The sequence below is a fragment of the Mesorhizobium sp. M0408 genome, assembly GCF_040321495.1.
GTDB lineage: Bacteria > Pseudomonadota > Alphaproteobacteria > Rhizobiales > Rhizobiaceae > Mesorhizobium.
On the sequence record NZ_JAMYRO010000019.1, the window covers coordinates 110,018 to 134,150 of the forward strand.

Consider the following 24,133-nt stretch of genomic DNA (forward strand, 5'->3'; position numbering starts at 1 on the left):
AGATCAACCCAATCTTTCTACATAGACCTTGATGCGGCCGCCGCATGACAGGCCGACTTGCCAGGCGGTCTCGTCTGCGACGCCGAATTCGAGCATTTTGGCCGTGCCGCTATCGATAACATCGACCGCCTCGGTCACCACCGCGCCTTCGACGCAGCCGCCCGAGACGGAGCCGTGGAAATTGCCTTCCGCGTCGATCACTAGGTGGCTGCCGACCGGGCGCGGCGCCGAGCCCCAGGTCTCGACCACGGTGGCAATGGCGACATCCTTGCCGTCCTTCATCCAGCCCTCCGCGATGATCAGCGGATCGCGGGCCTCATCGAGATAGATACTGTGTTCCATGATTTTCTCCCTGGCAGACATGTGGTTATGCGACGCGCTTCGCGCCAGCCTGGATCCACCGCCGCGGGTCGACCGAACGCATAAAAACAGCACGGTCGCCAGCGACCGGTCCGCCACATAATCCGCACGGGTCAACAGATCGAGCGTCTCGTCGATCATCCGCGGCGCCGGACGCGGTTTTCAACTCGGTCATTCTGTCTTCGCGGGCGCGGCCATCTGAAAGCCTCTACAAAGCGTGGTAGCCGCGGTTGTGATAGATCAGCGGCCGCAAATTATCGCCGATGCGCAAACCTGTAACCTTGCCAAAAAGCACACGGTGGGTGGCCAGATCCTTGGAGTCGATCAGTTCGCAGTCGAAGACGGCGAGCGCGCCCTTCAGCGTCGGCGCACCGGTCGAGATCACATCCCATTCGGCCAACGCGAAACGCTCCTCGACCGGCAGGCCGGTAATGCCGGAAAAGGCGATCGACAGCGGCTCCTGATCCGAAGCCAGCGTGTTCAGGGCAAATTTGCCGTTTTCCACGAACGGCTCGTTCTTGGGATTTTCACGATTGAGGCAAACCAGGATGGTTGGCGGCGTGTCCGACACCGAGCAGGCCGCGATCACCGTCGCGCCGCGCCTGCCGGCAGGGCCATCGGTGGTGACTACATGCACATGGCCAGCAAAATGGGCCATCGCGTCGCGGTAGGCCTGCGGCCCGATGTCATTCTTCTTCAGCACCGATGATTTTCCACTAGTCAGAACCAACCGTTATATATGGGGGGATATTGCAGGCCACAAGCGAAGTGCTTGACCTATATCCCGAATTCGCGTGTTGCGCCAAAGCTGGCCAGCCTTTAGGTCTTGACGGCATTGGCGCCGGCAACCACGCGACCGGCGTGGAGGAATTCTTCGCTCGCATGCGACCTTGGACAACCACGATAGCGGTGCTGGCCTGGCTCTCGGTCGCCTGCAGTGCAAATGCCGAGACGCTGCTGGTCGGCGTCGCGGCACCTTTGTCGGGGCCGTCGGCGATCCTCGGCAAACAGATCGAGGCCGGCGCGACAATGGCGGCTGAAGCGAACGATGCCGAAATCAAGTCGATCGATGACGCCTGCACGGCCGACGGTGGCGCCGCCGCCGCGCGGGAGTTCACCGCGGCCAAGGTCAACGTCGTCATCGGGTTTTTGTGCACCGACGCAATCGAGGCGGCTCTGCCGATCCTCAAGGATGCCGGCATACCGGTGATCACCGTCGGCGTGCGCACGGAAAGCCTGACCGACCGGCGCGCCAAGACCGGATGGCCGATCTATCGTCTCGGGCCGCGCGGCGACGACGAGCGCAATGCCGTCGCTGCCATCCTCACCCGCCTATGGCAAACCGAGCTGTTCGCCATAGTCGACGACGGCACGATCTATGGCCGCGAAATGGCCGAGACGTTTCGGGCAGCCGCCGAGCAAGCGGCTCTGAAGCCGGTGTTCGTCGACACGTTCCGGCCGCAGCTCGACAACCAGATCGGCCTGATCGGCCGGCTGAAGAAAGCCGGCGCAACGCATGTCTTTGCCGGCGGCGACGGCGATGATGTCGCCATTATGGGCCGGGATGCCGGCCAGCTAAATACCGGCATGGTGTTTGCCGGCGGCGAAGCGTTGCGCGCGCCGCTCGGCGACGTGCCTTATGCCGTCGGCACGCTGATGATCGCGCCGCCCGAATGGGCCGACGTCGCCGACCCCAAGGTACTGCAAAGCTTTGCAGCACAAAACATCGTGCCGGAAGGTTACACGCTTCCCGCCTATGCCGCGGTCGAGATCGCCAAGGCGGCTTCAGCATTGCCGCAAAGCTCCGGCGAGAGGCTGGCCAACGTGCTGACCGCGCATGACTTCACCACGGCGATCGGACCGATCCGCTTTGACGAAAAAGGTGACCTGACGCAAAATCCTTATCGAGCCTACCGTTTCGACGGCGGCCGTTTCGCGCCGGCGGAGAGCCAATGATGTCCAGCACAGGGATGTTCCATACGGGTCCGCGCAATCTCATCACGGACGTCGCCGGCCTGCGTGTCGGCAATGCGGCGAATGCCAAGCTGAAATCCGGTGTGACCACCGTCATCTGCGACGAACCGGCCGTGGCCGGCGTGCAAATCCTGGGCGGTGCGCCGGGCACCCGCGAAACCGACCTGCTCGAGCCGCACAATTCGATCCACGCCATCCATGCCGTGGTGCTTTCGGGCGGTTCGGCCTTTGGCCTCGACGCCGCGTCGGGGGTGCAGGCGGCGTTGCGCGAAAGAGGCATCGGCGTCGAGGTTGGCGGCTTTCGCGTGCCGATCGTGCCGGCGGCGATCCTGTTCGATCTGCGCAATGGCGGCGACAAGGATTGGGGCCGGTATCCGCCTTACCGCGACCTCGGCTACGAAGCCGCGCAAGCCGCCGCGATCGACTTTGCGCTCGGCACCGCCGGCGCGGGTGCCGGCGCGCTGAGCTCCGGCCTGAAGGGCGGGCTCGGCTCGGCCTCGACGGTGCTGGACAGCGGCGTCACCATCGGCGCGCTCGCCGCCGTCAACCCGACCGGCTCGGTGACGGTCGCCGGGACCCGCCATTTCTGGGCGGCGCCGTTCGAGATCGGCGACGAGTTCGGCGGGTTAGGCTATCCCTACCCGATGCCTGACGATGCCAGAAAGGTCCTGCTGAAGTTCCGTGACAAGCATGCGGCAGAGCAGGCGGAAACCGGCGCCAACACGACCATCGCCGTGATCGCCACCGATGCGGTACTCACGAAGGCCGCCGCCAAACGCCTGGCGATATCGGCGCATGACGGCTTTGTCCGTGCCATTTGGCCGACGCACACGCCCGCAGACGGCGATCTGGTCTTCGCGCTGGCAACGGGCAAGAGCGGCATCGAGCTCGCACCCAACGATACCGTCAATCTCTACGCCGCGGCCGGCGCCACGATGGCGCGCGCCATCAGCCGCGGCGTCTTTGCCGCGACGCCGGCCGAGGGCGATCTGTTCCCGGTCTGGTCGTCGCGCTGAACGCGCAACGCTCATTCGGGTGAGCCGTAATTAGACTGGATTATGATCAGGTGGGTTCGGATTTTTCTTCCTCGAACGTGACCGCAACATCCGAGTTTGCCGACAGCCGCACCTTCTGGCCCTCGACCTCGGCGACAAGGCTGAGAGGAATGAAGTGGTGATGGCCCCTGTGAGCGCCCTCGCCGCTGTCGCGCTTGGTCAGCTTTATGCGATCTCCGTCAACCTTGTCGACGGTACCGACATGGACGCCGTCGGCGCCGATCACTTCCATACGTTCGCGAATCTTGGCTGCATCTGTCATGGGGGACTCCCTTAGAGCGCCGCGCGTCCTTTTGGACGCGCAAAGGACGCTCTAAACATTTTGAATCAATGCATCGTGCCTTCCGAAAATGGATTGTGATTTTAGGAAGGCACGATGCGGTGAAGCTGCCGACAATAACAAACGACGGGCGGATTGGATGCATCGACTTTTGTGTTTCAGTCAGCACGATCTTTTGACAGCATCGTGATAGGGAATTTAACGGCATCGACTGCCGGAATGGAAAGCCCCATGCGAAATCTTGCCCTGTTTGCCGTCTGCCTGCTTGCCCAGCTTGCAACTTTGGTCGCCGCCCACGCAGGCGATGTCGCCGAGCTTGATGTCCTCGGCTTCAGCCGTGATGGCGGGGTCTTTGCCTTCGAGGAATATGGCGTCCAGGACGGATCGGGATTTCCCTATGCCAACCGCTATTATATCGACACGGCCGACGACAGTTTCCTGAAGGGCTCGCCGATACGTGTCCGGCTCGACGACGAGAATGCCACGGTGGCCGCAGCGCGGCTGCAGGCCCGGCAAAGGGGCGAAGCGATCGTCAGTCAGGCGGAACTCACGGCAAATCGCGGCATCACCGCCGGCTTCAACCCGGTGACCGAGCTTTCTGCCGATCCCTTCCGCATGGTGGTCAATCCGCGCCCGATCTTCTCGCCGGTCGACGATCCGCTCGAGTTCCGGCTCGACCAGATCGGCATGAACGACACCGAACGCTGCCAGAGCCAGGGCGAGATCAATGGCTTTCGCCTGCTGCGCATCGAGGCGAAGGATGGCGGCCAGACGAGGATCATTCACGAGGACAAATCGATCCCGCAAAGCAGAGGCTGTCCGAATGGGTACCAGATCGGCGCGGTTCAGACATTTTCGCTGGATAGCGTCAGCACCTATGCCGTGCTGATCGCGGTGCGCCAATACGGCTTCGAAGGGCCGGACTATCGCTGGATCGCGGTAACCGGTCGCCTGTGACGTTCCCCGCCATGCGCTATCGCGCCCTGCATCGTCTCCGCCGCTCCTTGCCGCCGCTGCGCACGGCATTTGCCGGTGCCTTGTTGTGGGCCATGGCGATGGGCGCCAGCGCGCTGCTCAATCTGCTGTTGTACGATTGGGAGACCCCGGTAAAGATCCGCTTCGTCTCGCTGCTTTATGCTGCCGGCGGCGCGCTGGCCTTCCCGGTTGGGCTGTTTATGGCGCGGCTCGTCTCGCTCGGACGCCACTGGGAAATCGCCGTCGCCGCCGCCTTCGTCTGCCTTCTCGCCGCGACAATTACCTTCACCGGCGGCCTCTTTGGGCTGCAATACCGCTCCTACTACGTCCAATGGCATGCACCCGCGCTCACCATCACCTGGGTTTTCCAGTTCGTGTTCACGATGTTGACGGCGCTCTATCAGTTCGTCGTCCTTGGCATCCGGCTGTATTTTCCGCTCGGTTTCATTGCGCTCGCTGTCGCCAGTGTCTGGTTTGCGCGCCAGCAACGTTGAGCATTTTGCCTGCCTCTGATAGGACGCGGGCAAATGCTCTCGCAAGTCAGGACCGACTGATGATCCCTCGCTACTCCCGGCCGGAAATGGTGGCCATCTGGTCGCCCGAAACCCGGTTCCGCATCTGGTTCGAGATCGAGGCCTACGCCTGCGACGCATTGGCCGAGCTCGGCGTCATCCCGAAGGAGGCCGCCAAGACCATCTGGGAGAAAGGCGGAGCGGCGAAGTTCGACGTCGACGCCATCGACGAGATCGAGCGGGTCACCAAGCATGACGTCATCGCCTTTCTCACCCATCTTGCCGAATTCGTCGGGCCGGATGCCCGCTTCATCCACCAGGGCATGACATCCTCCGACGTTCTCGACACCTGTTTTGCCGTGCAGCTCACCCGCGCCAGCGACATCCTGCTGGCCGACATTGACGGGCTGCTGGCGGCGCTCAAGCGCCGCGCCTTCGAGCACAAGGACACCATCACCATCGGCCGCAGCCACGGCATCCATGCCGAGCCGACCACCTTCGGCGTCAAGCTGGCGCAGGCCTATGCCGAATTCTCGCGTTGCCGCGAGAGGCTGGTGCATGCACGCGAGGACATCGCCACCTGCGCCATCTCTGGTGCGGTCGGCACCTTCGCCAATATCGACCCTTATGTCGAAGAATACGTGGCCAAGAAACTCGGACTGAAGCCGGAGCCGGTGTCGACGCAGGTGATTCCGCGCGACCGCCATGCGATGTTCTTCGCCACGCTCGGCGTCATCGCCTCGTCGATCGAGCGGCTGGCGATCGAGGTGCGCCATCTGCAGCGCACCGAGGTACTTGAAGCAGAAGAGTACTTTTCACCCGGACAGAAGGGCTCGTCGGCGATGCCGCACAAGCGCAACCCGGTGCTGACCGAGAACCTCACCGGCCTTGCCCGCATGGTGCGCTCGTTCGCATTGCCGGCAATGGAGAATGTGGCGCTGTGGCACGAGCGCGACATCTCGCATTCCTCGGTCGAGCGCATGATCGGGCCCGACGCGACGGTGACGCTCGATTTCGCGCTCTCGCGGCTGACCAGCGTTGTCGACAAACTGCTCGTCTACCCCGACAACATGCTGAAGAACATGAACAAATTCCGCGGCCTCGTGCATTCGCAGCGCGTGCTGCTAGCGCTGACGCAAGCCGGCGTTTCGCGCGAGGACGCCTACCGGCTGGTGCAGCGCAATGCCATGAAGGTGTGGGAGCAAGGCGCTGATTTTCTTGAGGAACTTCTGGCCGACAAGGACGTTGTCGCAGCCTTGCCCGAGGCCGAGATCCGCGAGAAATTCGATCTGGGCTATCATACCAAGCACGTCGATACGATCTTCAGCAGAGTGTTCGGAGAAGCCTGATGATTTCGTCGGCCGGAGATTTCGATTTCCTTGCCCTGCCCGGGCGCGGCAATTCCGGGCCGGATCATTGGATGTCGCATTGGTGCCGGGTGTTCCCCAATTCGAGCCGCGTGCTGCAGGCCGAGTGGGACCGGCCAAAGCCTGAAGACTGGATCGGCCAGGTGGATGCCGCGGTGGCCGCCGCTCCGCGCCGCGTCGTGCTGCTTGCGCATTCGCTGGCGGTGGCGACGGCGGTGAAGTGGGCTGCTGGGGCCAGTCAAGGCCAACTCGACAAGGTCGCGGCGGCATTCCTGGTTGCCGCGACCAACGTCGAGGATGCCGATCCCTCATTCGACGCGGTGCGCCCGTTCGCGCCGATGCCGCTGAAGCGCCTGCCCTTCCCGGCATTGGTGGTGGCGAGCCGCAGCGACCCACGCGTCACCTTCGACAAGGCGACCGCTTTTGCCGCAGCCTGGGGCGCGGATATCGCCGATGCCGGCGATCTCGGCCATATGGGAAACGAGGCCCGCCTGGGCGTATGGCCAGCGGGCCTGCTCATGCTTGGCCGCTTGCTCGAAAAAGCGAACCTCTAACCTACGCCTTACCGGGAACCGTCCTTATTACCGTGCCCCACGGATCCTCGCGGGTGGTCTCGCTTGCGGCATTGTCCGAGCGCATCTCGACCCAGGCCAAGCCGGAGCGGGCGGGATCGCGGCGACCGGCGCCCGCGCTCTGCCACGCATTTGCGCCAATGTGGTGATGATAGCCGCCGGACGACAGGAACACCGCCGCGCCACCGTACTTTGCCACTGTGTCGAAACCGAACTCCTGATGCCACCATGCTTCGGCTTCTTCCGGCCTGCCGACCCGCAAATGGACGTGGCCGATAATGCTGTTTTCCGGCGCGCCCTGCCAGCCGGTGTCGCCGGCCGGCACCTCGGCAACGACCGACGGAATGTTCAGCCGCTCCGTCGCCATCGCTATCTTGTCACCGTTCCATTTCCAGTCCTGCGGACGGCGGTCGGCATAGATCTCGATGCCGTTGCCTTCCGGATCGGTTAGGTAAAGAGCCTCGCTGACCAGATGATCGGATGCGCCCTCGATGCCGATCTTGCCGGCGATGGCGTGATTGATCCAGCGGCCGAGATCGGCCCGGCTGGGTAGCAGGAAGGCGGTGTGGAAAAGACCGGCGCTGCGCGGGTCATCGGGTTTCGCGGCCGGATCCGCTTCGATGTCGAGCAAAGGGCGATTGACTGCGCCGAGCGTAATCGTGCCGCCGGCGCGGCTCAGTTCCTGCAAACCGACGACTTTGCGATAGTAGGCAGCGAGATTGTCTGCATCGCGCGCCCGCAAGCCGACGCGGGCAACGCTGACCGGGGTCGTCGCGGCAAAAGGCAGTTCGCTCATCAAAGTGCTCCGTTCAGGCGGCGCTCGACAAGCTTCCAACAGAGCAATCCGGCGCCATCAATCATTCTACGCCATGTCCGTGCCAAAATCTCGGAACAGCCATTCTTTCCTGGCGACAGATCGTTGATCGCGATCGTTCACACAAGAGCGCAAGAAGCGAACAGGGTGTTCACAATAGCGAGCAGAACCGGGCTCGTGAGCGGCCGTTTGCGTGTCGCTGTTGAGTTCATACCCGGTTGCACCCGACAGCGCCTCTCGCTACATGCGCGCCATGAAAGTCAGGGAAGCAGATATTCTCATCGTGCCGGGCTACACCAATTCCGGCCCCGATCATTGGCAGAGCCGCTGGCAGTCGAAACTATCGACAGCGCGCCGCGTCGAACAGGCGGAATGGTCGAAGCCGGTGCGCGAGGATTGGACGGCCGGTGTCGCCAAGGCGGTTAACGAGGCCGAGCGGCCGGTCGTCATCGTCGCCCATTCGCTTGGCGTCGCGGCGGTCATTCAAGCATTGCCTCGGTTCGAGAGGCCGGTCGCCGGCGCTTTCTTCGTGGCGCCGCCCGATGTCGCCAATCCAGAGATAAAGCCGAGGCACCTGATGACCTTCGGCCCCTATCCGCGCGACCCGCTGCCGTTTCCGTCGGTGGTGATCGCCAGCCGCAACGACCCGTTCTGCGCCTTCGGCGTCGCCGAGGACATTGCCGGGGCGTGGGGCTCGCTGTTCATCGACGCCGGGGATGCCGGTCATCTCAACGCGGATTCCGGCTTCGGCCCCTGGCCTGAAGGCTCGATGACGTTCGCAAAATTCCTGACGGATCTCTAGAGCGGTTCACCGCTTCACGGAAACGGCGAACCGCTCTATCTCTTTGTTTTGACGCAATTCCGGACGGAAAACCGTTTCACACTTTTCTGGAATTGCTCTAGGAAGCGATCGAATCCCTGACGCTGCTCAGCAGGGTCTTTGCCCCAAGCGAAATCAGCGAATGCTCGGAACCCATCGCCAGCAGCCGGTAACCCATCGACACCACGCGACCGGCGATGGCCGGTTCCATCACATAGATCGCCGCATGCTTGCCGGCTTTGCGGGTGCGCTCGGCGATCGAGGCGACGGTCCCCATCATGCTCTCCAGCGTCGAACTGACGGTGGTGCCCTGCGACCAGGCGATCGAGAAATCCGACGGGCCAAGGAAGATACCGTCGATGCCCGGCGTGTCGAGGATGCCGTCGAGTGCATCAAGCGCGGCCCGCGTTTCGACCATGGCGAACGCCATGGTGCGCTGGTTGCTGTCGCGCAGCCAGTCGGCATAGTCGCCCTTGCCATGGCGCGGAAAAGCATAGGTCGGGCCCCAGGAGCGCTCGCCGAGCGGCGGGTATTTCATTGCGGCAGCAAACAGCTTTGCGTCCGCCACCGAATTCACCATCGGGGCGATCACCGCCTCGGCGCCGAAGTCAAGCGCACGGCTGGCCATGTCGAAGCGGCCGACCGGGATGCGTACCAAAGCCGGCTTGTTGGCGGCCAGCACCGGCACAAGCCCGCGCAGCACGCTATCCTCGTGATGCCCACCATGCTGCATATCGAGCGTAACCGCGTCGAACCCTTGCCTGGCCAGTATCTCGACCGTCAAGGCATCCGGCACGCCGGACCATGCGGTGAACAGCGTCTCGTCGGCCGCAAGGCGTGACTTCAGGGACATTGGCGATTTCCTCTTTGCTTGCAGCAATTCAGCCGGAAATGACCGCAAAGGCAAAGAAAAACCGCCCGGTGAGGCCGGGCGGTCGATTGGTCCAGCATTCGAAGAGTATCGATGGGATCAGGTGTTCTTGATCTGCTCGATCGCCTGCGCCATCAATTCATCCATGGTGCGGCGGATCTGATGGTCCGACTGGTCGATGCCGGCCGCATCGAAATCCTTGCGTATCTTGCGGAAAACGTCGTGATCGCCGGCTTCCTCGATGTCGCTGACGACCACTTCCCTGGCATAAGCGTCGGCATCGGCGCCGGACTTGCCGAGCTTTTCGGCAGCCCACAGGCCGAGCGCTCTGTTGCGGCGTGCCGCAGCCTTGAACCGAAGTTCCTCGTCGAATGCGAATTTGCGCTCAAAGCCCTCTTCGCGGTCTTTCATGCTGCTCATGGCATCCCTCCGTGAAATCCGATTCGTTGTGCCAATATGTGTTGCCGGAGCACAAACCAAAAGGGCGCCGGCCGGTCAATATGCTACATTGCTTGCTGCGCTGCGGCATTTCGGTGCCCGAAAGCGGTTGATTGAAAGGATTTGCCGATTGAGCAAACAGTGCGATTGGGATAGACACCGGCATTGAACCCCACCGTCGCCATCTTATTTTAGGCAGACGGACAGGAACTGGTCGCTTGCCGCCTGCCCGCAAATCCAGAGAAAAATCAGATGAAAAATCGCCGCCGCATTTATGAAGGCAAGGCCAAGATCCTTTATGAGGGACCGGAGCCTGGCACGCTGATCCAGTTCTTCAAGGACGACGCTACCGCTTTCAACAAGAAGAAGCATGAAATCGTCGATGGCAAAGGCGTGCTCAACAACCGCATTTCCGAGCACATCTTCAATCATCTCAACCGGATGGGCATTCCGACCCACTTCATCCGCCGGCTCAACATGCGCGAGCAGTTGATCAAGGAAGTCGAGATCATCCCGCTCGAAGTGGTGGTGCGCAACGTCGCCGCCGGCTCGCTGGCCAAGCGCCTGGGCATCGAGGAAGGCACCGTGCTGCCGCGCTCGATCATCGAATTCTATTACAAGGCGGATGCGCTCGACGATCCGATGGTATCGGAAGAGCACATCACCGCCTTCGGCTGGGCGAGCCCACAGGAGATCGACGATGTCATGGCGCTGGCCATTCGCGTCAACGACTTCCTTTCCGGCCTGTTCATGGGCGTCGGCATCCAGCTGGTCGATTTCAAAATCGAATGCGGCCGCCTGTTCGAAGGCGATATGATGCGCATCGTCGTTGCCGATGAGATCTCGCCGGATTCCTGCCGGCTGTGGGACGTGGCGACGCAGGACAAGCTCGACAAGGACCGCTTCCGCCGCGACATGGGCGGGCTGGTCGAGGCTTATCAGGAAGTTGCCCGCCGTCTCGGCATCATGAACGAGAACGAGCCACCGCGTCCGGCCGGGCCGGTGCTCGTCGCATCGACCGACGGTGTCAAAGGTAAGCCGCACTGACGGCTTGCCCGCTCAACAGGTGAACAGGAGCATGTCCAGCGTGATCAAGGCCCGCATTACCGTAACCCTCAAGAACGGCGTGCTAGACCCACAAGGCAAGGCAATCGAGCACGCGCTGTCCGGAATGGGTTTCGGCGGCGTCGGCCAGGTGCGGCAAGGCAAGGTTTTCGACGTCGAATTGGCCGAGAGCGACAGCGCCAAGGCCGAGGCCGATCTGAAAGCCATGTGCGACAAGCTTCTGGCGAATACAGTGATTGAGAATTACGCGGTGGAGATCGCCTGAGGTGAAATCAGCCGTCGTCCTGCTCCCAGGCCTCAATCGCGACCGCGACATGATCGCGGCGCTGACCAAGATTTCCGGCACGCCGCCGGTCACCGTCTGGCAGACCGACACCGAAATTCCCGATGTCGACCTGATCGCCATTCCCGGCGGCTTTTCGTTCGGCGATTATCTGCGCTGCGGCGCCATTGCCGCGCGCATGCCAGTAATGCGGGCTGTGGCCGAAAAGGCGGCCAAGGGCGTCACGGTCATCGGCGTCTGCAACGGCTTCCAAATCCTGGTCGAGGCCGGCTTGCTGCCGGGCGCATTGATGCGCAATACCTCGCTGAAATTCGTCTGCCGTCAGGTGAAGCTGCAGATCGCCAATGCCAACACGATGTTCACCCGCCGCTACCAGCCGGGCCAGATCATCCGGGCGCCGGTGGCGCACCATGACGGCAATTATTTTGCCGATGCCGAAACGCTGGCCCGCCTCGAAGGCGAAGGCCAGGTGGTGTTCCGCTATGCCGAAGGCACCAATCCCAACGGCTCGATCAACGACATTGCCGGCATCGTCAACGGCCGCGGCAACGTGCTCGGCCTGATGCCGCATCCCGAGAACCTGATCGAAGCGGCGCATGGCGGCAGCGACGGCCGGGCGCTGTTCGAAAGCGCGCTGGGCATCGCTGCTTGATGCCTTCAATTTTCCTCCTGGAGCCACGGTCATGAAACTCTATTCGCGGCCGTTGTCGCCCTATTCGTCGATCGTGCGGGCGTTGGCCTACATCAAGAACGTGCCGCTCAAGCTCATTGCACCGCCGCCGGGGTTTCCCATCCCGGAGGCGTTTCGTGCCATCTCGCCGTTGAACCGGATTCCGGTGCTGATCACCGGCTCCGGCGAAACGATCGTCGAATCGGTGGTCATCGCCGAATATCTGGAGGAGCGCTTTCCCGAGCCGGCGCTGCTGCCGAGGGACTCGAAGGACCGGGCGCTGGTGCGCATGTTCGCCCGCATCACCGACCTCGACGTGCTCGCCCCGACGATGAAGCTGTTCGAGCTCCATTTCGTGCCGCAGCGCAACGAGGCGGAGATCAAGGCACAGTTCGCCCGATTGCATCACGGGCTTGCGGCAATCGAGGCCCGCATGGCGCATGGCCCGTTCGCGCTCGGCGACGACATCTCCTTTGCCGATGCGTGGTTGACGCCGACCCGCTTCGTCTTCAACAATTTCAGGACAACGATGGGCCGCCCCGATTTGCTTGACGCCTATCCGAAATTCGATGCCTACGAGCAAATAGCCTTGCAGCATCCGGCGCTGTCGCGCGTCTGGGGTGAGATGACAGACGGTCTGAAGATCTTTCTGTCCGAACTCGAGATGGGCGCCGCTTGAACATGAGACCGACGACCACGCGCCTCGCCGTCGCTACTGCCGCCGGGCTTGTACTCGCCTCCTGCCAGTCAGGCCCGAAGAGCGCGCCGGCGCCGGCGGGCAAGAGTGCGTCACTGCTTGCCATGGAGCAGGTGGCAATAGCTGCCCACAAATGCTGGATCGCCAGCAAGGACCCTGCCTTCAAATCTTACCAGATGGCCAACGAGCTGAATTCGTTCAGCGGCACGCCGCGCTTCCTGCTGGTGCCGGCCAAACATTATGGTGGAAAGCCGTTGCTGGTCGTGCAGGCGCAAGGCAATTCGAGCCGCGTCGACGTGTTCGGCCCATTGATGGCGGAACCGCTCGGCGCCCGCATCGGCTCGGACATTGCCCGCTGGCAGGCGGGCAATCCGGCCTGCGGCGCTGCTGCCTAGCCCAATGGGTCGCGTGCTGCAGATCACCGGTCTGGTCGTCGGCCTGGCCGGGCTCGTCCTGCAGCTCTGCATCACCGTCCCGGCATCAATGGAAGCCGGCCGCGGCTTTGCCGGCTCGCTGGTCTTCTATTTCAGCTTCTTCACCATCCTGACCAACATCGGCGCGGTGCTCGTCCATGCCTCGTTGCTGTCGTCGACGGGTTATGCCTGGTTTCCGGCCTTTTCCGCGCCACGGATGCGGGCGGGCGTAGCCGTCGCCATAACGCTGGTCCTCATCGTTTATGCAACGGTCCTGGCGCAGCTTTGGCAGCCGCAAGGGCTGTTCCTGCTCTGCGATGTGCTCCTGCACTATGTGACGCCGGTGTTGTTCGTGCTGTGGTGGCTTGTGGCAGGCGCCGACGGCTCGACGCGGTGGCGCGACATCTCCTGGTGGATGATCTATCCGATCGCCTATCTGGCCTACGCGCTGCTGCGGGCGCCGATTGCCGGTGAAGTGCCCTACCCGTTCCTCGATCTCGCCAAGAACGGCGCGACCAGCGTCGCCGTCTCGGCTCTGGCCATCACCGGGCTCTTTCTGATGCTGTGCATCGTGGCGGTGCTTGTGGACCACGGTGTCACGCGGATCAGGGCGGCGGGCGTTCATCCGCGATGATGCTCTCCCGCCGCGGCAGCCTTTAGCGTCTTGGCACGGTTCGCGCGGCGCCTGCACGGATCGCCGCAGCAGCTTCGCCAGCGATCCGTGACATGAACTTGCGCGTGAATTGGCCGAGCGGCTTGGTATCTTCGAGCGCCCAGCTCGTCGCGAGATCATCGGTGTTGAATTCGTCGACGATAACCCAGGCTGGGGTAAAGAGGGTGGCGCGGCGGGCCTCGGTCTCAGGAATCTCAACATGGTGCGCGCCAGGTCGTGGCGGCTGGCTCGTGATTGGAAAGAGCAGGGCCTGCTTGCGGCCATTCTTGCCGGCAACGATCAGCATAACGCAAGTCGGCCGCGCCTTGCGTCCGCTTTCCTCGCCCCGGTCATATTCCCTTGCCCACAAATAGGAATAGAGAATGATCTGTCCGTGGCCGGGTTCAGTCATCCCGAACATCATCTCGCGCGACTGCGTCGAGGCCGGTTAGAAGCCTGTCGCGTTCCTCGGCCGACAGATCCTCGACGCGGTGTGCCCGTTGCGCGCTGCGACTGGTGATGCGGTCGAACTGCTCTGCCGTCAGGAGAACGAACTTGCGCTTGCCGCGCTTGGTGATGTCAACAGGGCCGCGGAACGCGGCCTCAACAACCTCGCCGGATTTGTTGCCGAGATCTGTGAGGGTGAAACTTGCCACGGTCATCTCCTTCGTTATCCCCAAAATAAGGGAATTAGCTGTTTTCAGCAATACCGCTATTCACTGGAGACGTCGCGAGCGAATGCTGTGAGGGCACGAAGGAGGATGGTATCTCAGTGATGAAGAAGATCTCGTTGGTTCCGATGTCGATATTGACGCTCTCGTCTAACCGCCGATATGCCACGCGACGTTCGAGACGGAGCATCCGGCTGCTCTCAGTCCCAAAACGCCCTCAGCCCCTCACGATGGGCATCGCAACGCGAGATACCGATGTCCTTGAGCTGGTCGTCAGTCATCTCGAGCAGGACCAGCCGGCTGCGCCGGCGATCCATTAACCCGTCGATCCACCTCGCGAAGGATCTGAGCGTACGCACCAGCCGACTGACATAGGTTGGCCTGCCCGGCGGGCGCGCCACCTGCACCTGCAATTCAACTGCCGCGTAGCGGATTGTCTCTATTGTACCCATTTTCTTTCTGCCAAGATTGCAATTGTGCCCTTTTGTACAGCCCGCTTCATATGTATTGACTCTCATTTCGGTGCAATGTAAAAAATTGTCACCATGACAACTTGGCTTCCAGACCTTACAGCCGGCACTGGCCCGCTCTATCAGCGGCTTGCCGATTCCATCGAGACGGACATCGACCGCGGCCTGATCGGTGCAGGGGCAAAGCTGCCGCCGCAGCGCGATCTGGCATACGACATCGGCACGACTGTCGGCACGGTCGGCAGGGCCTATCAATTGCTGCGCGAGCGGGGATTGGTCAGCGGCGAGGTCGGCCGCGGAACCTATGTTATCGCTCAACAGTCGGAGAGCGCAAAGCCGGATTTCCTGGGGCCGGTCGAACAAGGCACGCGCTATATGGATGCGCCCGGCGACAAACTGCGCTTCGATAGCACGGCCGCACCGGATGTCGGCCAGGGTGCCATCGTCGCTGACGTGTTGACACGCACGGCGCAAGACCATCCGCATGAGATTTCAAGCTATACTCGTGATTTCCCGGACCGCTGGTTCGAAGCGGGCAGGCGCTGGCTGTCGCGAAATTCCTATCGCCCGGCGGCGGATGCAATCGTTCCCACGCTCGGCACCCACGCCGCAGTGATGGCAACCATTGCGGGGCTCACCGCCCCCGGCGACTATGTCGTCTTCGAGCACCTCACCTATTCGCAGATCTCGCGCAGTGCCGGCCTGATCGGTCGCCGGACCGCACTGGTGGCGACTGACGACGAGGGCATCGATCCCCAGGATTTCGAGCGCGTCTGCGCACAAAAGCACCCGAAGATGATGTTTTTGATGCCGACGGCCAAGAACCCGACGCTGACAACGCTGTCGGCATCGCGCCGCGAGGCAATCGCGCATGTCGCCCGTCAATATAACGTCGTCCTGATCGAGGACGATCTCTATGGCGGACTGACCGATGACCCAACGCCTTTAATGGCCGAATATGCTCCCGAACGGACCATCGTTGCCGGCGGCCTGTCGAAATCGGTTGCGGCGGGTGTTCGCGGCGGCTGGCTCGCTTGCCCGCCGGCCTATCGTCACCGCATCCGGGTTGCCCACAAGATGATGACGGGCGGCCTGCCCTTTCTGCTGGCGGAGGTGGGCAGCCGGCTGGTGCTGTCCGGTCAGGCCGCTGAGATGCGCAAACGCAGCATTGCCGAGATCGGTGCACGCATCGCGATCGTACGCGAGACACTCGACGGCTTCGAGTTCAAGGCGCTGGATAATGTGCCGTTCGTCTGGCTCACCTTGCCCGACCCATGGCTTTCCGGCACTTTCAAGCAGGCTTGCCTCGAACATGGCGTGCTCATCGACGACGAGGACGAGTTCAAGGCGGGACGTTCCGAACAGGCTTTTCACGGCGTGCGGTTTGGCATCTCGCAGCCGCGACAGCGGGACGATATTGCGCACGGCGTCGCAGTGATCCGGCGGCTTCTGGACGAAGGCCGCGCCGGCTACGACAGCTTTTCCTGAACCGGCTTGAAACCGGCGGGTCGAGTGGCGATCTCTCGCTACTTGCGGCCAGTTGTTGCTTTCCGTCGTTTTAGTCATCCGACGGGGTGTATCGGCTGCAAAGCTTGCGATAAGACGGGACTCGATCCCAAGGACATAAATTGCCGATCATGACCATTTCCAATTCCGTGCCGATCACTCCGGAACTCATTGCCGCGCACGGGCTGAAGCCCGACGAGTACCAGCGCATCCTCGACCTCGTCGGGCGCGAACCGAGCTTTACCGAACTCGGTATTTTTTCGGCGATGTGGAACGAGCATTGTTCCTACAAATCCTCGAAGAAGTGGCTGCGCACGCTGCCGACCACCGGGCCGCAAGTCATCCAGGGCCCGGGCGAGAATGCCGGCGTGGTCGATATCGGCGACGGCGACTGCGTCGTCTTCAAGATGGAGAGCCACAACCACCCCTCCTACATCGAGCCCTATCAGGGTGCCGCGACCGGCGTCGGCGGCATCCTGCGCGATGTCTTCACCATGGGCGCGCGACCGATCGCGGCGATGAACGCGCTGCGCTTCGGCGCGCCGGACCACCCCAAAACCAGGCATCTGGTTGCCGGCGTCGTTTCCGGCGTCGGCGGCTACGGCAATTCCTTCGGCGTGCCGACGGTCGGCGGCGAGGTCAATTTCGACGCCCGCTACAACGGCAATATCCTGGTCAATGCGTTTGCCGCGGGCCTCGCGAAGACGGACGCAATCTTTCTGTCCGAGGCCAAGGGCGTCGGCCTGCCGGTCGTCTATCTCGGCGCCAAGACCGGGCGCGACGGCGTCGGCGGCGCCACCATGGCCTCGGCAGAGTTCGACGACAAGATCGACGAGAAGCGGCCCACGGTCCAGGTTGGCGATCCCTTCACCGAAAAATGCCTGCTCGAAGCCTGCCTCGAACTGATGGCGTCCGGCGCCGTTATCGCCATCCAGGACATGGGTGCCGCTGGCCTCACCTGCTCGGCGGTCGAGATGGGCGCCAAGGGCGACCTCGGCATCGAGCTCGACCTCGACAAGGTGCCGGTGCGCGAAGAGCGCATGAGCGCCTATGAGATGATGCTGTCGGAGAGCCAGGAGCGCATGCTGATGGTGCTGCGCCCCGAAAAGGAAAAACAGGCCGAGGCGATCTTCCACAAATGGGGCCTCGACTTTGCCATCGTCGGCAAGACCACCGACGATCTGCGCTTTCGCGTGCTGCATCAGGGCGACGAGGTTGCCAATCTGCCGATCAAGGATCTCGGCGACCAGGCGCCGGAATATGACCGTCCCTGGGTCGAGCCGAAGAAGCCGGCGCCGCTGGCCGGCGATGCACCGCGAACCGATGTGGCCGACGCACTGCTCAAGCTGCTGGGCGGACCGGACCTTTCCTCGCGCCGCTGGGTGTGGGAGCAGTACGACACGCTGATCCAGGGCAATTCCCTGCAGCTTCCCGGCGGCGACGCCGGTGTCGTGCGCGTCGACGGTCATCCGACCAAGGCGCTCGCCTTCTCCTCCGACGTGACGCCGCGCTATTGCGAGGCCGACCCTTACGAGGGCGGCAAGCAGGCGGTTGCCGAATGCTGGCGCAATCTTACCGCCACCGGCGCTCTGCCGCTCGCGGCCACCGACAATCTCAATTTCGGCAATCCGGAACGGCCCGAGATCATGGGCCAGCTGGTTGGTGCTGTGAAAGGCATCGGCGATGCCTGCCGGGCGCTTGGCTTTCCGATCGTCTCCGGCAACGTCTCCCTCTATAATGAGACCAACGGACAGGGCATCCTGCCGACACCAACCATCGGCGGCGTCGGTCTGATTGCCGACTGGTCGAAAATGGTGCGCATCGGCTTTGCCGCCGAAGACCAGATGATCGTGCTGGTCGGCGCGCCGACGATATGGGGCTCGCATCTTGGCCAGTCGGTCTATATGCGCGACATCTTTGGCCGCGCCGACGGCCCGCCGCCGCCGGTCGATCTCGGCCACGAGAAGCGGGTCGGCGACCATGTGCGGGCACTGATCGCCTCCGGTGTTGTTACCGCGGCGCATGACGTTTCCGATGGCGGCATCGCGGTGGCGCTGGCCGAGATGGCGATGGCCTCCGGCATCGGCGCGACCATTCCCGGCCTGATCGGTGCAGATCCGATCCCGATCTGGTTCGGCGAGGACCAGGGCCGTTATCTGCTGACGCTGTCGATCGACCCGCAGAGCGAGCAATGGGACGCCATTCGCGAACAGCAAAACAAGCTCGGCGTTTTTGCGCCGTGGATCGGCTCGACCGGCGGCAGCGAACTGAAGCTGGGCGAGGCGCGTGCGATACCGGTCAGCGAATTGACCGCCGCCCACGAATCCTGGTTCCCTCGCTTCATGGCAAATGAGGTCGTGGACCCGTGATGTGATCGAGTGGGCCCCTTTCCCTGTGGTTCATCCGCCATTTCGACCATATCTATGAGATCACGACCTGAACAAGGAATCCTCACATGGCAATGGACGCCCACGACATCGAACGGCTGATCAAGGAAGGCATTCCGGACGCCAAGGTGACGATTCGCGACCTGGCCGGCGACGGCGACCATTATGCGGCTGAGGTTGTGGCCGAAAGCTTTCGCGGCAAAAGCCGCGTCCAGCAGCACCAGATGGTCTATGACGCGCTGAAGGGCAACATGGGCGGCGTACTGCACGCGCTTGCCCTGCAGACCAGCGTGCCGGACTGAGCTCTCTTGCAGTTACCGGCTCGCAAGCTTCTTACCGGTCACGGCAATGATCGGCCCCGCCGGATACTTTCCACCCACAATCATCCGCTCGCCGTTCGACAGCGCCGAAACGACCCCGTCGAAGAAAAGCGCGTTGGGACAATCGAGCGCATCCCGGAATAGCCGTGCGAAGCTGCCGAGGCTGACTTCAGAGCGTGAGATCGCCAGCACGACCGTATTTTCGTCACGCACGCCGACGCCATTGCGGATATAGCGTGATGTGCCGTTCTGCTCGAAGCGGGGATGAAGCCGGCCGTCTATCACCAGCATCGGGCCGGATTGCGTGGCAAACATCACGTCCAGTCTGGTCGCAGCATAGGCGCTTGTCTCCATGACCGCCGCCTTGCCGTCCTTGCGGACCAGGAATACGCCATTCGGTTTCAGGAAGAAATTGCCTCCGCTGCCGGCGACGTTGATCGGCGCCTTCTACCGGCCGTCTTCGACGAGAAGGCCGACTGGGGTCAGGTCTTGGTGATACATGCCGGCGTTCATGGCGAGCAGCACCGTCCGGCCCTGATCCGCCATCGCCTTGTCGAATTTGTCCAGTGAACCGAAAGCCTTGCCGTCGGGGCCTGTGTGGAACACACCGACGTCATAGCGGCGCAGATCGATTTCGCAGACGACATAGGCGACCGCCTCGAAGCTCGTATCGCGGCACGGCGCCGGTAATTCACCGCCGACGACGAGAGATGGCTGTCTCGGCGACCTGGCCCACCAGATCAAGGACAGTGCGGCGAACAGAACGGCGAGGAGGAACCCGGCGAGATATCGTCTTTTCATCGCGCCTCGGGAAAGATGGTGGCCAACGCTCTTGGCCCAAGATCAGACGTTCCTTTGCGCCATTTGCGTGGCAAGGCGGCAAACATCTTGTTTCGCGCAACCCATGGGTTTATTTGAAGGGTAATGTTCGAGCCTGACTCCCACAGGCATGAAAGGGTATTCCATGAGCGGCATCAACGACTACATCGACAATGAAGTGAAGGGCAACGACGTCGTTCTCTTCATGAAGGGCACGCCCGGCTTCCCGCAATGCGGATTTTCCGGCCAGGTCGTGCAGATCCTCGACTATATCGGCGCCGACTATAAGGGCGTCGACGTGCTGACGTCGGCCGAACTGCGGCAAGGCATCAAGGATTATTCCAACTGGCCGACCATCCCGCAGCTCTACGTCAAGGGCGAGTTCGTCGGCGGCTGCGACATCATCCGCGAGATGTTCCAGGCGGGCGAATTGCAGACCTTCCTCGTCGAAAAGGGCGTCAGCGTCAAAGGCGCCGCCTGACTTCTGTTTCTGCGTATGACCTTCCGCCTGCGATTTTCGGGGGTCATGCGCTAAGCGCCGGGGCAGCCCCCACCTTGGCAAAAAAGTTCTGCCCGCTACCGGGCAATCAACGAATGGATGCGTCGGCCAGCCGGCGCATTTTCGTTTGAGGATCGGACTGGCCGTGGATCAGCAAGCACAAGCGCAGCAAAAGGCAAGCACCTTGCCTATTCCGCGCTGGGAATTCATTGCGCTGTGCGCGGCGCTGATGGCGCTCAATTCGCTGGCCATCGACATTATTTTGCCGGCGCTGCAGCAGATCGGCGCTTCGCTTGGCATCGAAAATGAAAACCACCGGCAATATGTGGTCACCGCCTATATCCTTGGCTTTGGCGGCGGACAGCTGTTCTTCGGGCCGATCTCGGACCGCTTCGGGCGCCGCGCGCCGCTTGTCGCAGGGCTGGTGATATACGTCCTGGCGGCCGGCGCTGCGGCAATCGCCCCGTCATTCACCACGCTTCTGCTATGCCGGGCCGTGCAAGGCATCGGCGCGGCGGCGACGCGCGTCATTGCCGTCTCGATCGTGCGCGATACGTTCGACGGAAGGCGCATGGCCGAAGTCATGTCCTTGATCTTCATGGTGTTCATGGCCATTCCGGTGGTGGCGCCCGGTATCGGCCAGTTCATCATGCTGTTTGCGACCTGGCATGTGATCTTCGTCACCATGGCAGCCGGCGCGCTGATCGTGTCCGCCTGGTCGCTGCTGCGCCTGCCCGAGACACTACACCCCGAATATCGCCGGCCGCTGACGCTGTCCTCCATCATCGGTGGCTTCCGCATCGTTCTCACCAACCGCATCGCGCTCTGTTATGCCTTCGCCAGCACCTTCATCTTCGGCGCCATGTTCGGCTTCATCGCCTCGGCCCAGCAGATCTATGTTAGCGTGTTCAATGTCGGCGAGGTGTTCCCGGTCATCTTCGCGGGGGTTGCCGGTGTGCTTGCTTTTTCGAACTACCTCAACTCGCGCCTCGTCGGCCGCATCGGCATGCGCCGTCTGTCGCAAAGCGCGCTGCTGCTGTTTCTGGCCATCAGCCTTGCCTGGCTGGTCGTTTCCATCGAAATAAAGATGCCGCTCTGGCTCTTCATTACCTTCTTTGCCTGCGCCATGGTCCCGTTCGGCGCGCTCGGCGCGAACTTCAACGCGCTCGCTATGGAGCCGCTGGGGCACCTGGCCGGCACTGCGTCGTCGATCCTTGGGTTCATGCAGACATTTCTTGGCGGCATTCTCGGCACGCTGATCGGCCAAGCCTTCAACGGCACGGTGACGCCGCTGGCCGCCGGGTTCTGCAGCGTGTCCGTGGCGGCGCTGCTGATGATCCTGCTGGCCGAGCGCGGCAGACTGTTCCAGCCGCATAACCCGCCGGTTTAATGCCCATTGCGCGTGCGCCTAGGATGCACCCTCACTGACCGCGGTGAAGCGAGGGAACAGCGTACGTCCTGCGATTGCTCCACCCATACTGTCCGAAACGGGCAGTGGAAGAGCCTTGTCGAGCGCCTCGAGGACGGAAGCCACGAAGGCCCGGTTGAGCGGACCATCGTCCCCTAGATGTGAGTAGGTGGCGCGCGGCTTGCCGATAAGCGTGCCGTTTCGGCGAATTGAGAACTGCAGCGTCAGGGTCATGCCCGCGCTTCCGCGCGGCGGCTTCCAACAGGCGAAGATCGCGGAGAACATCTCGTCTATGGTGTCGACGGAGTCGGGACTGCGACATGCGCGTTCCCCAGCTCTTGTTTCATGGACACCGGCAACCAAGGCAAGGGCAAAGGCCGTTGCAACAATTGCGGACCGAGGTTTCATTCGAGATCTCCGGTTTCGCACAAGATTGGACAACTTTGGCAGCGAAGAGCTATTCCGCCCAGAGCTCACGGCGCAGCTCCCGCCAGCTCTCCCGGTCCGGTGCGACCAGCAGGCCACCCCCGACATGCGACGGCAGATAGGCGCTGCCGTCGAAGCGCGCGGCATGGCCGCCGGCCTCCGCATGGATCAGCACGCCGGCCAAGTGGTCCCAAGGCATCAGCTTGTTGTAGACGACGAAATGGCCGTGGCCGCTGGCCAGCAGGCGGTATTCATGGGCGGCGCAGCGATAATTGAACTGCGATAGCGACTTGGTCTGGTTGCGCGCCAAACGTGAGCGGTCCGGCTCGGGCACATAGTGCCATGAGACCGCACCGGTCATTTCCGACATCGGCGCCGGTTTGGCGACATGGACCTTTTCCAGATTGCCATGGGCATGGCGGATATGGCTGCCGGCGCCACTAACGCCGATCAGCCAATCCTTGCCGACGGGATCGTGAATGATGCCGACGACCGTCTCGCCCTTGACCACGACGCCAAGCATGACGCCGAACAGCGGCACGCCGGAGGCGAAGTTGAAGGTGCCGTCGACCGGGTCGATGACGAAGGCGAGTTCGGCATCGCCGAGACCGTCGAGCAGCGTCGGGTCGTCGGAGCAGGCCTCCTCGCCGACGATCATTGCGTGGGGATAACGCTGGCGCAGCCTGGCGGTGATGAGCCGTTCGGCATTGACGTCGGCCTCGGTGACGAGATCGGCGGCCGAGGTCTTGCGACGGACGTCGCCCTCGCTCAACCGGCGAAAGCGTGGCATGATCTCGGCGACGGCGGCTTCCGACAGAAGGTCGGCAAGCCAGTCGATCGCGCTATCGTCAAATGTCATCGGGACGCCTGGTGGTGAGGGTTTCGTTGAGGGCGGCGAAATCGAACAGCTTCCTGTCGAGCAGATGCGAACGCCGCACATTGGTCATGGCGTGGATCATCGTGTCCTTGCGGCCGGGCATGCGCTTCTCGATGTCGTCGAGCATCGCCTTCATGGCGTTGCGCTGCAGGCCTTCCTGGCTACCGCACAGATCGCACGGAATGATCGGGAATTTCATGGCGCCGGCGAATTTCTCGAGATCGGCTTCCGCACAATAGGCGAGCGGCCGCAGCACCATGACATCGCCTTCGTCATTGAGCAGCTTCGGCGGCATGGCGGCCAGGCGCCCGCCATGGAACAGGTTCATGAAGAAGGTTTCCAGTATGTCCTCGCGGTGGTGGCCGAGCACCAGCGCCGAGCAGCCCTCCTCGCGGGCAATGCGATAGAGATGGCCGCGCCGTAGCCGCGAGCACAGCGAGCAATAGGTGCTGCCCTCGGCCAGCTTGTCGGTGACCACCGAATAGGTGTCCTGATATTCGATGCGATGCGGAATGGCATATCTATCGAGATAATCGGGCAATATGTGCTTGGGAAAGTTCGGCTGGCCCTGGTCGAGATTGCAGGCTAACAGCTCGACCGGCAGCAGCCCGCGCCATTTGAGATCGAGCAGAACGGCAAGCAGGCCGTAGGAATCCTTGCCGCCCGACAGAGCGACCAGCCAACGGTCGCCGGGCCTCACCATGGAGAAATCGTCGATCGCCTGGCGGGCAAGCCGCAACAGCCGTTTGCGCAGCTTGTTGAACTCGACGGAGGACGGCACATCGGCAAACAGAGGATGAAAGCCGCCTTCGGCGTCGGCGACCGGTTCGAGCGTTTCGGCGTCTGGCTGCATGTTCACGGCGCGTCGGCCCCAAGATCCTGTTGCCGCCCGCAGTAGCGCATCGGACCGAAAATCGAAATCGATTTCGGAA

At 62.5% G+C, this 24,133-nt stretch carries 32 protein-coding genes; 18 read left to right on the forward strand and 14 right to left on the reverse strand.

Annotated features, from left to right (window positions below):
- Positions 1 to 3: 3 nt before the first annotated feature.
- Together NKI67_RS22400 and NKI67_RS22405 are read right to left on the reverse strand one after the other, a co-directional pair.
- Positions 4 to 342, reverse strand: coding sequence for an XdhC family protein (locus NKI67_RS22400; RefSeq protein WP_352570856.1), 339 nt, complete (start codon positions 340 to 342; stop codon positions 4 to 6).
- A gap of 226 nt (positions 343 to 568) precedes the next feature.
- The gene (locus NKI67_RS22405; protein ID WP_023674737.1) at positions 569 to 1,063 is read right to left on the reverse strand and encodes a flavin reductase; all 495 of its coding nucleotides are present in this window, start codon (positions 1,061 to 1,063) and stop codon (positions 569 to 571) included.
- A 179-nt stretch (positions 1,064 to 1,242) separates the two neighbouring features.
- On the opposite strand from NKI67_RS22405, the gene NKI67_RS22410 reads away from it, so the two are divergent.
- Together NKI67_RS22410 and NKI67_RS22415 are read left to right on the forward strand one after the other, a co-directional pair.
- Entirely contained in the window at positions 1,243 to 2,316 is a 1,074-nt protein-coding gene (locus tag NKI67_RS22410; RefSeq protein WP_352590714.1) for a branched-chain amino acid ABC transporter substrate-binding protein, read from the forward strand.
- A 14-nt stretch (positions 2,317 to 2,330) separates the two neighbouring features.
- A complete protein-coding gene (locus NKI67_RS22415; protein ID WP_352646849.1) occupies positions 2,331 to 3,350 on the forward strand; it encodes a P1 family peptidase in 1,020 nt (339 codons plus the stop codon).
- Between the two features lie 46 nt (positions 3,351 to 3,396).
- On the opposite strand, the gene NKI67_RS22420 is transcribed toward NKI67_RS22415, so the two are convergent.
- Positions 3,397 to 3,651, reverse strand: a complete 255-nt coding sequence (locus NKI67_RS22420; RefSeq protein WP_023674734.1) for a DUF2171 domain-containing protein — start codon at positions 3,649 to 3,651, stop codon at positions 3,397 to 3,399.
- A 249-nt stretch (positions 3,652 to 3,900) separates the two neighbouring features.
- Here NKI67_RS22420 and NKI67_RS22425 point away from each other — a divergent pair, with 249 nt between their 5' ends.
- The 4 genes from NKI67_RS22425 to NKI67_RS22440 are packed head-to-tail and all read left to right on the forward strand — an operon-like array spanning position 3,901 to position 7,077.
- The gene (locus NKI67_RS22425; RefSeq protein ID WP_352646818.1) at positions 3,901 to 4,626 is read left to right on the forward strand and encodes a DUF2259 domain-containing protein; all 726 of its coding nucleotides are present in this window, start codon (positions 3,901 to 3,903) and stop codon (positions 4,624 to 4,626) included.
- Positions 4,627 to 4,637: 11 nt separating this feature from the next.
- A complete protein-coding gene (locus NKI67_RS22430) occupies positions 4,638 to 5,138 on the forward strand; it encodes a hypothetical protein (protein WP_352590708.1) in 501 nt (166 codons plus the stop codon).
- 59 nt (positions 5,139 to 5,197) lie between these two features.
- Complete coding sequence (gene purB / locus NKI67_RS22435; RefSeq protein WP_352576020.1) at positions 5,198 to 6,505, forward strand: adenylosuccinate lyase; 1,308 nt, start codon at positions 5,198 to 5,200, stop codon at positions 6,503 to 6,505.
- On the forward strand, positions 6,505 to 7,077 hold the full coding sequence (locus tag NKI67_RS22440) for an RBBP9/YdeN family alpha/beta hydrolase (RefSeq protein WP_352646820.1): 573 nt from the start codon (positions 6,505 to 6,507) through the stop codon (positions 7,075 to 7,077). Before purB ends, NKI67_RS22440 begins: the two co-directional genes overlap by 1 nt.
- A gap of 1 nt (position 7,078) precedes the next feature.
- On the opposite strand, the gene NKI67_RS22445 is transcribed toward NKI67_RS22440, so the two are convergent.
- Positions 7,079 to 7,891: a VOC family protein gene (locus NKI67_RS22445; protein ID WP_352590699.1), complete on the reverse strand. Its 813-nt coding sequence runs from the start codon at positions 7,889 to 7,891 to the stop codon at positions 7,079 to 7,081.
- A gap of 271 nt (positions 7,892 to 8,162) precedes the next feature.
- Here NKI67_RS22445 and NKI67_RS22450 point away from each other — a divergent pair, with 271 nt between their 5' ends.
- Positions 8,163 to 8,711 carry an RBBP9/YdeN family alpha/beta hydrolase gene (locus NKI67_RS22450; protein ID WP_023674728.1) on the forward strand — a complete coding sequence of 183 codons (549 nt, stop codon included), beginning with the start codon at positions 8,163 to 8,165 and terminating at the stop codon, positions 8,709 to 8,711.
- A 97-nt stretch (positions 8,712 to 8,808) separates the two neighbouring features.
- Here NKI67_RS22450 and NKI67_RS22455 read toward each other — a convergent pair whose 3' ends face one another.
- On the reverse strand, positions 8,809 to 9,582 hold the full coding sequence (locus NKI67_RS22455; protein WP_352623638.1) for an HpcH/HpaI aldolase family protein: 774 nt from the start codon (positions 9,580 to 9,582) through the stop codon (positions 8,809 to 8,811).
- Between the two features lie 117 nt (positions 9,583 to 9,699).
- Positions 9,700 to 10,020: a DUF1476 domain-containing protein gene (locus NKI67_RS22460; RefSeq protein WP_023674726.1), complete on the reverse strand. Its 321-nt coding sequence runs from the start codon at positions 10,018 to 10,020 to the stop codon at positions 9,700 to 9,702.
- Positions 10,021 to 10,290: 270 nt separating this feature from the next.
- Here NKI67_RS22460 and purC point away from each other — a divergent pair, with 270 nt between their 5' ends.
- From purC to NKI67_RS22490, 6 genes are read left to right on the forward strand one after another with little or no spacing between them, the layout of a single operon-like run.
- Entirely contained in the window at positions 10,291 to 11,085 is a 795-nt protein-coding gene (purC, locus tag NKI67_RS22465; RefSeq protein WP_023674725.1) for a phosphoribosylaminoimidazolesuccinocarboxamide synthase, read from the forward strand.
- A gap of 40 nt (positions 11,086 to 11,125) precedes the next feature.
- Positions 11,126 to 11,368 carry a phosphoribosylformylglycinamidine synthase subunit PurS gene (gene purS, locus NKI67_RS22470; protein ID WP_023674724.1) on the forward strand — a complete coding sequence of 81 codons (243 nt, stop codon included), beginning with the start codon at positions 11,126 to 11,128 and terminating at the stop codon, positions 11,366 to 11,368.
- Between the two features lies 1 nt (position 11,369).
- Complete coding sequence (gene purQ, locus NKI67_RS22475) at positions 11,370 to 12,038, forward strand: phosphoribosylformylglycinamidine synthase subunit PurQ (RefSeq protein WP_023674723.1); 669 nt, start codon at positions 11,370 to 11,372, stop codon at positions 12,036 to 12,038.
- A gap of 31 nt (positions 12,039 to 12,069) precedes the next feature.
- On the forward strand, positions 12,070 to 12,735 hold the full coding sequence (locus NKI67_RS22480) for a glutathione S-transferase family protein (RefSeq protein ID WP_352457780.1): 666 nt from the start codon (positions 12,070 to 12,072) through the stop codon (positions 12,733 to 12,735).
- 2 nt (positions 12,736 to 12,737) lie between these two features.
- Positions 12,738 to 13,148, forward strand: a complete 411-nt coding sequence (locus tag NKI67_RS22485; protein ID WP_352457781.1) for a hypothetical protein — start codon at positions 12,738 to 12,740, stop codon at positions 13,146 to 13,148.
- Between the two features lie 4 nt (positions 13,149 to 13,152).
- Positions 13,153 to 13,800 (forward strand): Pr6Pr family membrane protein, encoded by a 648-nt coding sequence (locus NKI67_RS22490; RefSeq protein WP_352457782.1) that lies wholly within the window; start codon positions 13,153 to 13,155, stop codon positions 13,798 to 13,800.
- 22 nt (positions 13,801 to 13,822) lie between these two features.
- Here NKI67_RS22490 and NKI67_RS22495 read toward each other — a convergent pair whose 3' ends face one another.
- The 3 genes from NKI67_RS22495 to NKI67_RS22505 form a co-directional block, all read right to left on the reverse strand.
- Positions 13,823 to 14,125, reverse strand: a complete 303-nt coding sequence (locus NKI67_RS22495) for a hypothetical protein (protein WP_352457783.1) — start codon at positions 14,123 to 14,125, stop codon at positions 13,823 to 13,825.
- A gap of 97 nt (positions 14,126 to 14,222) precedes the next feature.
- Complete coding sequence (locus tag NKI67_RS22500) at positions 14,223 to 14,474, reverse strand: type II toxin-antitoxin system prevent-host-death family antitoxin (RefSeq protein WP_023674718.1); 252 nt, start codon at positions 14,472 to 14,474, stop codon at positions 14,223 to 14,225.
- A 215-nt stretch (positions 14,475 to 14,689) separates the two neighbouring features.
- Positions 14,690 to 14,941, reverse strand: a complete 252-nt coding sequence (locus NKI67_RS22505) for a DUF1127 domain-containing protein (protein WP_023674717.1) — start codon at positions 14,939 to 14,941, stop codon at positions 14,690 to 14,692.
- 93 nt (positions 14,942 to 15,034) lie between these two features.
- On the opposite strand from NKI67_RS22505, the gene NKI67_RS22510 reads away from it, so the two are divergent.
- The 3 genes from NKI67_RS22510 (at position 15,035) to NKI67_RS22520 (ending at position 19,154) form a co-directional block, all read left to right on the forward strand.
- The gene (locus NKI67_RS22510; RefSeq protein WP_352457784.1) at positions 15,035 to 16,447 is read left to right on the forward strand and encodes an aminotransferase-like domain-containing protein; all 1,413 of its coding nucleotides are present in this window, start codon (positions 15,035 to 15,037) and stop codon (positions 16,445 to 16,447) included.
- A gap of 149 nt (positions 16,448 to 16,596) precedes the next feature.
- The gene (gene purL / locus NKI67_RS22515) at positions 16,597 to 18,834 is read left to right on the forward strand and encodes a phosphoribosylformylglycinamidine synthase subunit PurL (RefSeq protein WP_352457795.1); all 2,238 of its coding nucleotides are present in this window, start codon (positions 16,597 to 16,599) and stop codon (positions 18,832 to 18,834) included.
- An 86-nt stretch (positions 18,835 to 18,920) separates the two neighbouring features.
- A complete protein-coding gene (locus tag NKI67_RS22520) occupies positions 18,921 to 19,154 on the forward strand; it encodes a BolA/IbaG family iron-sulfur metabolism protein (RefSeq protein ID WP_023674714.1) in 234 nt (77 codons plus the stop codon).
- Between the two features lie 12 nt (positions 19,155 to 19,166).
- On the opposite strand, the gene NKI67_RS22525 is transcribed toward NKI67_RS22520, so the two are convergent.
- Positions 19,167 to 19,526 carry a phosphodiester glycosidase family protein gene (locus tag NKI67_RS22525; protein WP_502896715.1) on the reverse strand — a complete coding sequence of 120 codons (360 nt, stop codon included), beginning with the start codon at positions 19,524 to 19,526 and terminating at the stop codon, positions 19,167 to 19,169.
- A gap of 93 nt (positions 19,527 to 19,619) precedes the next feature.
- Positions 19,620 to 19,973, reverse strand: coding sequence for a hypothetical protein (locus tag NKI67_RS22530; RefSeq protein WP_352457785.1), 354 nt, complete (start codon positions 19,971 to 19,973; stop codon positions 19,620 to 19,622).
- A gap of 163 nt (positions 19,974 to 20,136) precedes the next feature.
- On the opposite strand from NKI67_RS22530, the gene grxD reads away from it, so the two are divergent.
- Together grxD and NKI67_RS22540 are read left to right on the forward strand one after the other, a co-directional pair.
- Positions 20,137 to 20,472 carry a Grx4 family monothiol glutaredoxin gene (gene grxD / locus NKI67_RS22535; RefSeq protein WP_023674712.1) on the forward strand — a complete coding sequence of 112 codons (336 nt, stop codon included), beginning with the start codon at positions 20,137 to 20,139 and terminating at the stop codon, positions 20,470 to 20,472.
- 208 nt (positions 20,473 to 20,680) lie between these two features.
- Positions 20,681 to 21,880, forward strand: a complete 1,200-nt coding sequence (locus NKI67_RS22540) for a multidrug effflux MFS transporter (RefSeq protein WP_352905698.1) — start codon at positions 20,681 to 20,683, stop codon at positions 21,878 to 21,880.
- 18 nt (positions 21,881 to 21,898) lie between these two features.
- Here NKI67_RS22540 and NKI67_RS22545 read toward each other — a convergent pair whose 3' ends face one another.
- Genes NKI67_RS22545 through ttcA form a run of 3 tightly spaced genes read right to left on the reverse strand, consistent with a single transcriptional unit; the run spans position 21,899 to position 24,054 of the window.
- Positions 21,899 to 22,306, reverse strand: a complete 408-nt coding sequence (locus NKI67_RS22545; protein WP_352646825.1) for a UCP034077 family protein — start codon at positions 22,304 to 22,306, stop codon at positions 21,899 to 21,901.
- Positions 22,307 to 22,355: 49 nt separating this feature from the next.
- Positions 22,356 to 23,183 carry an inositol monophosphatase family protein gene (locus tag NKI67_RS22550; RefSeq protein WP_352646828.1) on the reverse strand — a complete coding sequence of 276 codons (828 nt, stop codon included), beginning with the start codon at positions 23,181 to 23,183 and terminating at the stop codon, positions 22,356 to 22,358.
- A complete protein-coding gene (gene ttcA, locus NKI67_RS22555) occupies positions 23,173 to 24,054 on the reverse strand; it encodes a tRNA 2-thiocytidine(32) synthetase TtcA (RefSeq protein WP_352457797.1) in 882 nt (293 codons plus the stop codon). Before ttcA ends, NKI67_RS22550 begins: the two co-directional genes overlap by 11 nt.
- Between the last annotated feature and the right edge of the window lie 79 nt (positions 24,055 to 24,133).

What these genes read in the sequence shown, in the direction of transcription:
- NKI67_RS22400 (WP_352570856.1), bottom strand. Translation starts at nt 342, where the DNA reads ATGGAACACAGTATCTATCTCGATGAGGCCCGCGATCCGCTGATCATC.
- NKI67_RS22410 (WP_352590714.1), top strand. Translation starts at nt 1,243, where the DNA reads ATGCGACCTTGGACAACCACGATAGCGGTGCTGGCCTGGCTCTCGGTC.
- NKI67_RS22415 (WP_352646849.1), top strand. Translation starts at nt 2,331, where the DNA reads ATGTTCCATACGGGTCCGCGCAATCTCATCACGGACGTCGCCGGCCTG.
- NKI67_RS22420 (WP_023674734.1), bottom strand. Translation starts at nt 3,651, where the DNA reads ATGACAGATGCAGCCAAGATTCGCGAACGTATGGAAGTGATCGGCGCC.
- NKI67_RS22425 (WP_352646818.1), top strand. Translation starts at nt 3,901, where the DNA reads ATGCGAAATCTTGCCCTGTTTGCCGTCTGCCTGCTTGCCCAGCTTGCA.
- NKI67_RS22430 (WP_352590708.1), top strand. Translation starts at nt 4,638, where the DNA reads ATGCGCTATCGCGCCCTGCATCGTCTCCGCCGCTCCTTGCCGCCGCTG.
- purB (WP_352576020.1), top strand. Translation starts at nt 5,198, where the DNA reads ATGATCCCTCGCTACTCCCGGCCGGAAATGGTGGCCATCTGGTCGCCC.
- NKI67_RS22440 (WP_352646820.1), top strand. Translation starts at nt 6,505, where the DNA reads ATGATTTCGTCGGCCGGAGATTTCGATTTCCTTGCCCTGCCCGGGCGC.
- NKI67_RS22445 (WP_352590699.1), bottom strand. Translation starts at nt 7,891, where the DNA reads ATGAGCGAACTGCCTTTTGCCGCGACGACCCCGGTCAGCGTTGCCCGC.
- NKI67_RS22450 (WP_023674728.1), top strand. Translation starts at nt 8,163, where the DNA reads ATGAAAGTCAGGGAAGCAGATATTCTCATCGTGCCGGGCTACACCAAT.
- NKI67_RS22455 (WP_352623638.1), bottom strand. Translation starts at nt 9,582, where the DNA reads ATGTCCCTGAAGTCACGCCTTGCGGCCGACGAGACGCTGTTCACCGCA.
- NKI67_RS22460 (WP_023674726.1), bottom strand. Translation starts at nt 10,020, where the DNA reads ATGAGCAGCATGAAAGACCGCGAAGAGGGCTTTGAGCGCAAATTCGCA.
- purC (WP_023674725.1), top strand. Translation starts at nt 10,291, where the DNA reads ATGAAAAATCGCCGCCGCATTTATGAAGGCAAGGCCAAGATCCTTTAT.
- NKI67_RS22480 (WP_352457780.1), top strand. Translation starts at nt 12,070, where the DNA reads ATGAAACTCTATTCGCGGCCGTTGTCGCCCTATTCGTCGATCGTGCGG.
- NKI67_RS22485 (WP_352457781.1), top strand. Translation starts at nt 12,738, where the DNA reads ATGAGACCGACGACCACGCGCCTCGCCGTCGCTACTGCCGCCGGGCTT.
- NKI67_RS22490 (WP_352457782.1), top strand. Translation starts at nt 13,153, where the DNA reads ATGGGTCGCGTGCTGCAGATCACCGGTCTGGTCGTCGGCCTGGCCGGG.
- NKI67_RS22495 (WP_352457783.1), bottom strand. Translation starts at nt 14,125, where the DNA reads ATGCTGATCGTTGCCGGCAAGAATGGCCGCAAGCAGGCCCTGCTCTTT.
- NKI67_RS22505 (WP_023674717.1), bottom strand. Translation starts at nt 14,941, where the DNA reads ATGGGTACAATAGAGACAATCCGCTACGCGGCAGTTGAATTGCAGGTG.
- NKI67_RS22510 (WP_352457784.1), top strand. Translation starts at nt 15,035, where the DNA reads ATGACAACTTGGCTTCCAGACCTTACAGCCGGCACTGGCCCGCTCTAT.
- purL (WP_352457795.1), top strand. Translation starts at nt 16,597, where the DNA reads ATGACCATTTCCAATTCCGTGCCGATCACTCCGGAACTCATTGCCGCG.
- NKI67_RS22520 (WP_023674714.1), top strand. Translation starts at nt 18,921, where the DNA reads ATGGCAATGGACGCCCACGACATCGAACGGCTGATCAAGGAAGGCATT.
- NKI67_RS22525 (WP_502896715.1), bottom strand. Translation starts at nt 19,526, where the DNA reads ATGGAGACAAGCGCCTATGCTGCGACCAGACTGGACGTGATGTTTGCC.
- NKI67_RS22530 (WP_352457785.1), bottom strand. Translation starts at nt 19,973, where the DNA reads ATGAAAAGACGATATCTCGCCGGGTTCCTCCTCGCCGTTCTGTTCGCC.
- grxD (WP_023674712.1), top strand. Translation starts at nt 20,137, where the DNA reads ATGAGCGGCATCAACGACTACATCGACAATGAAGTGAAGGGCAACGAC.
- NKI67_RS22545 (WP_352646825.1), bottom strand. Translation starts at nt 22,306, where the DNA reads ATGAAACCTCGGTCCGCAATTGTTGCAACGGCCTTTGCCCTTGCCTTG.
- NKI67_RS22550 (WP_352646828.1), bottom strand. Translation starts at nt 23,183, where the DNA reads ATGACATTTGACGATAGCGCGATCGACTGGCTTGCCGACCTTCTGTCG.
- ttcA (WP_352457797.1), bottom strand. Translation starts at nt 24,054, where the DNA reads ATGCAGCCAGACGCCGAAACGCTCGAACCGGTCGCCGACGCCGAAGGC.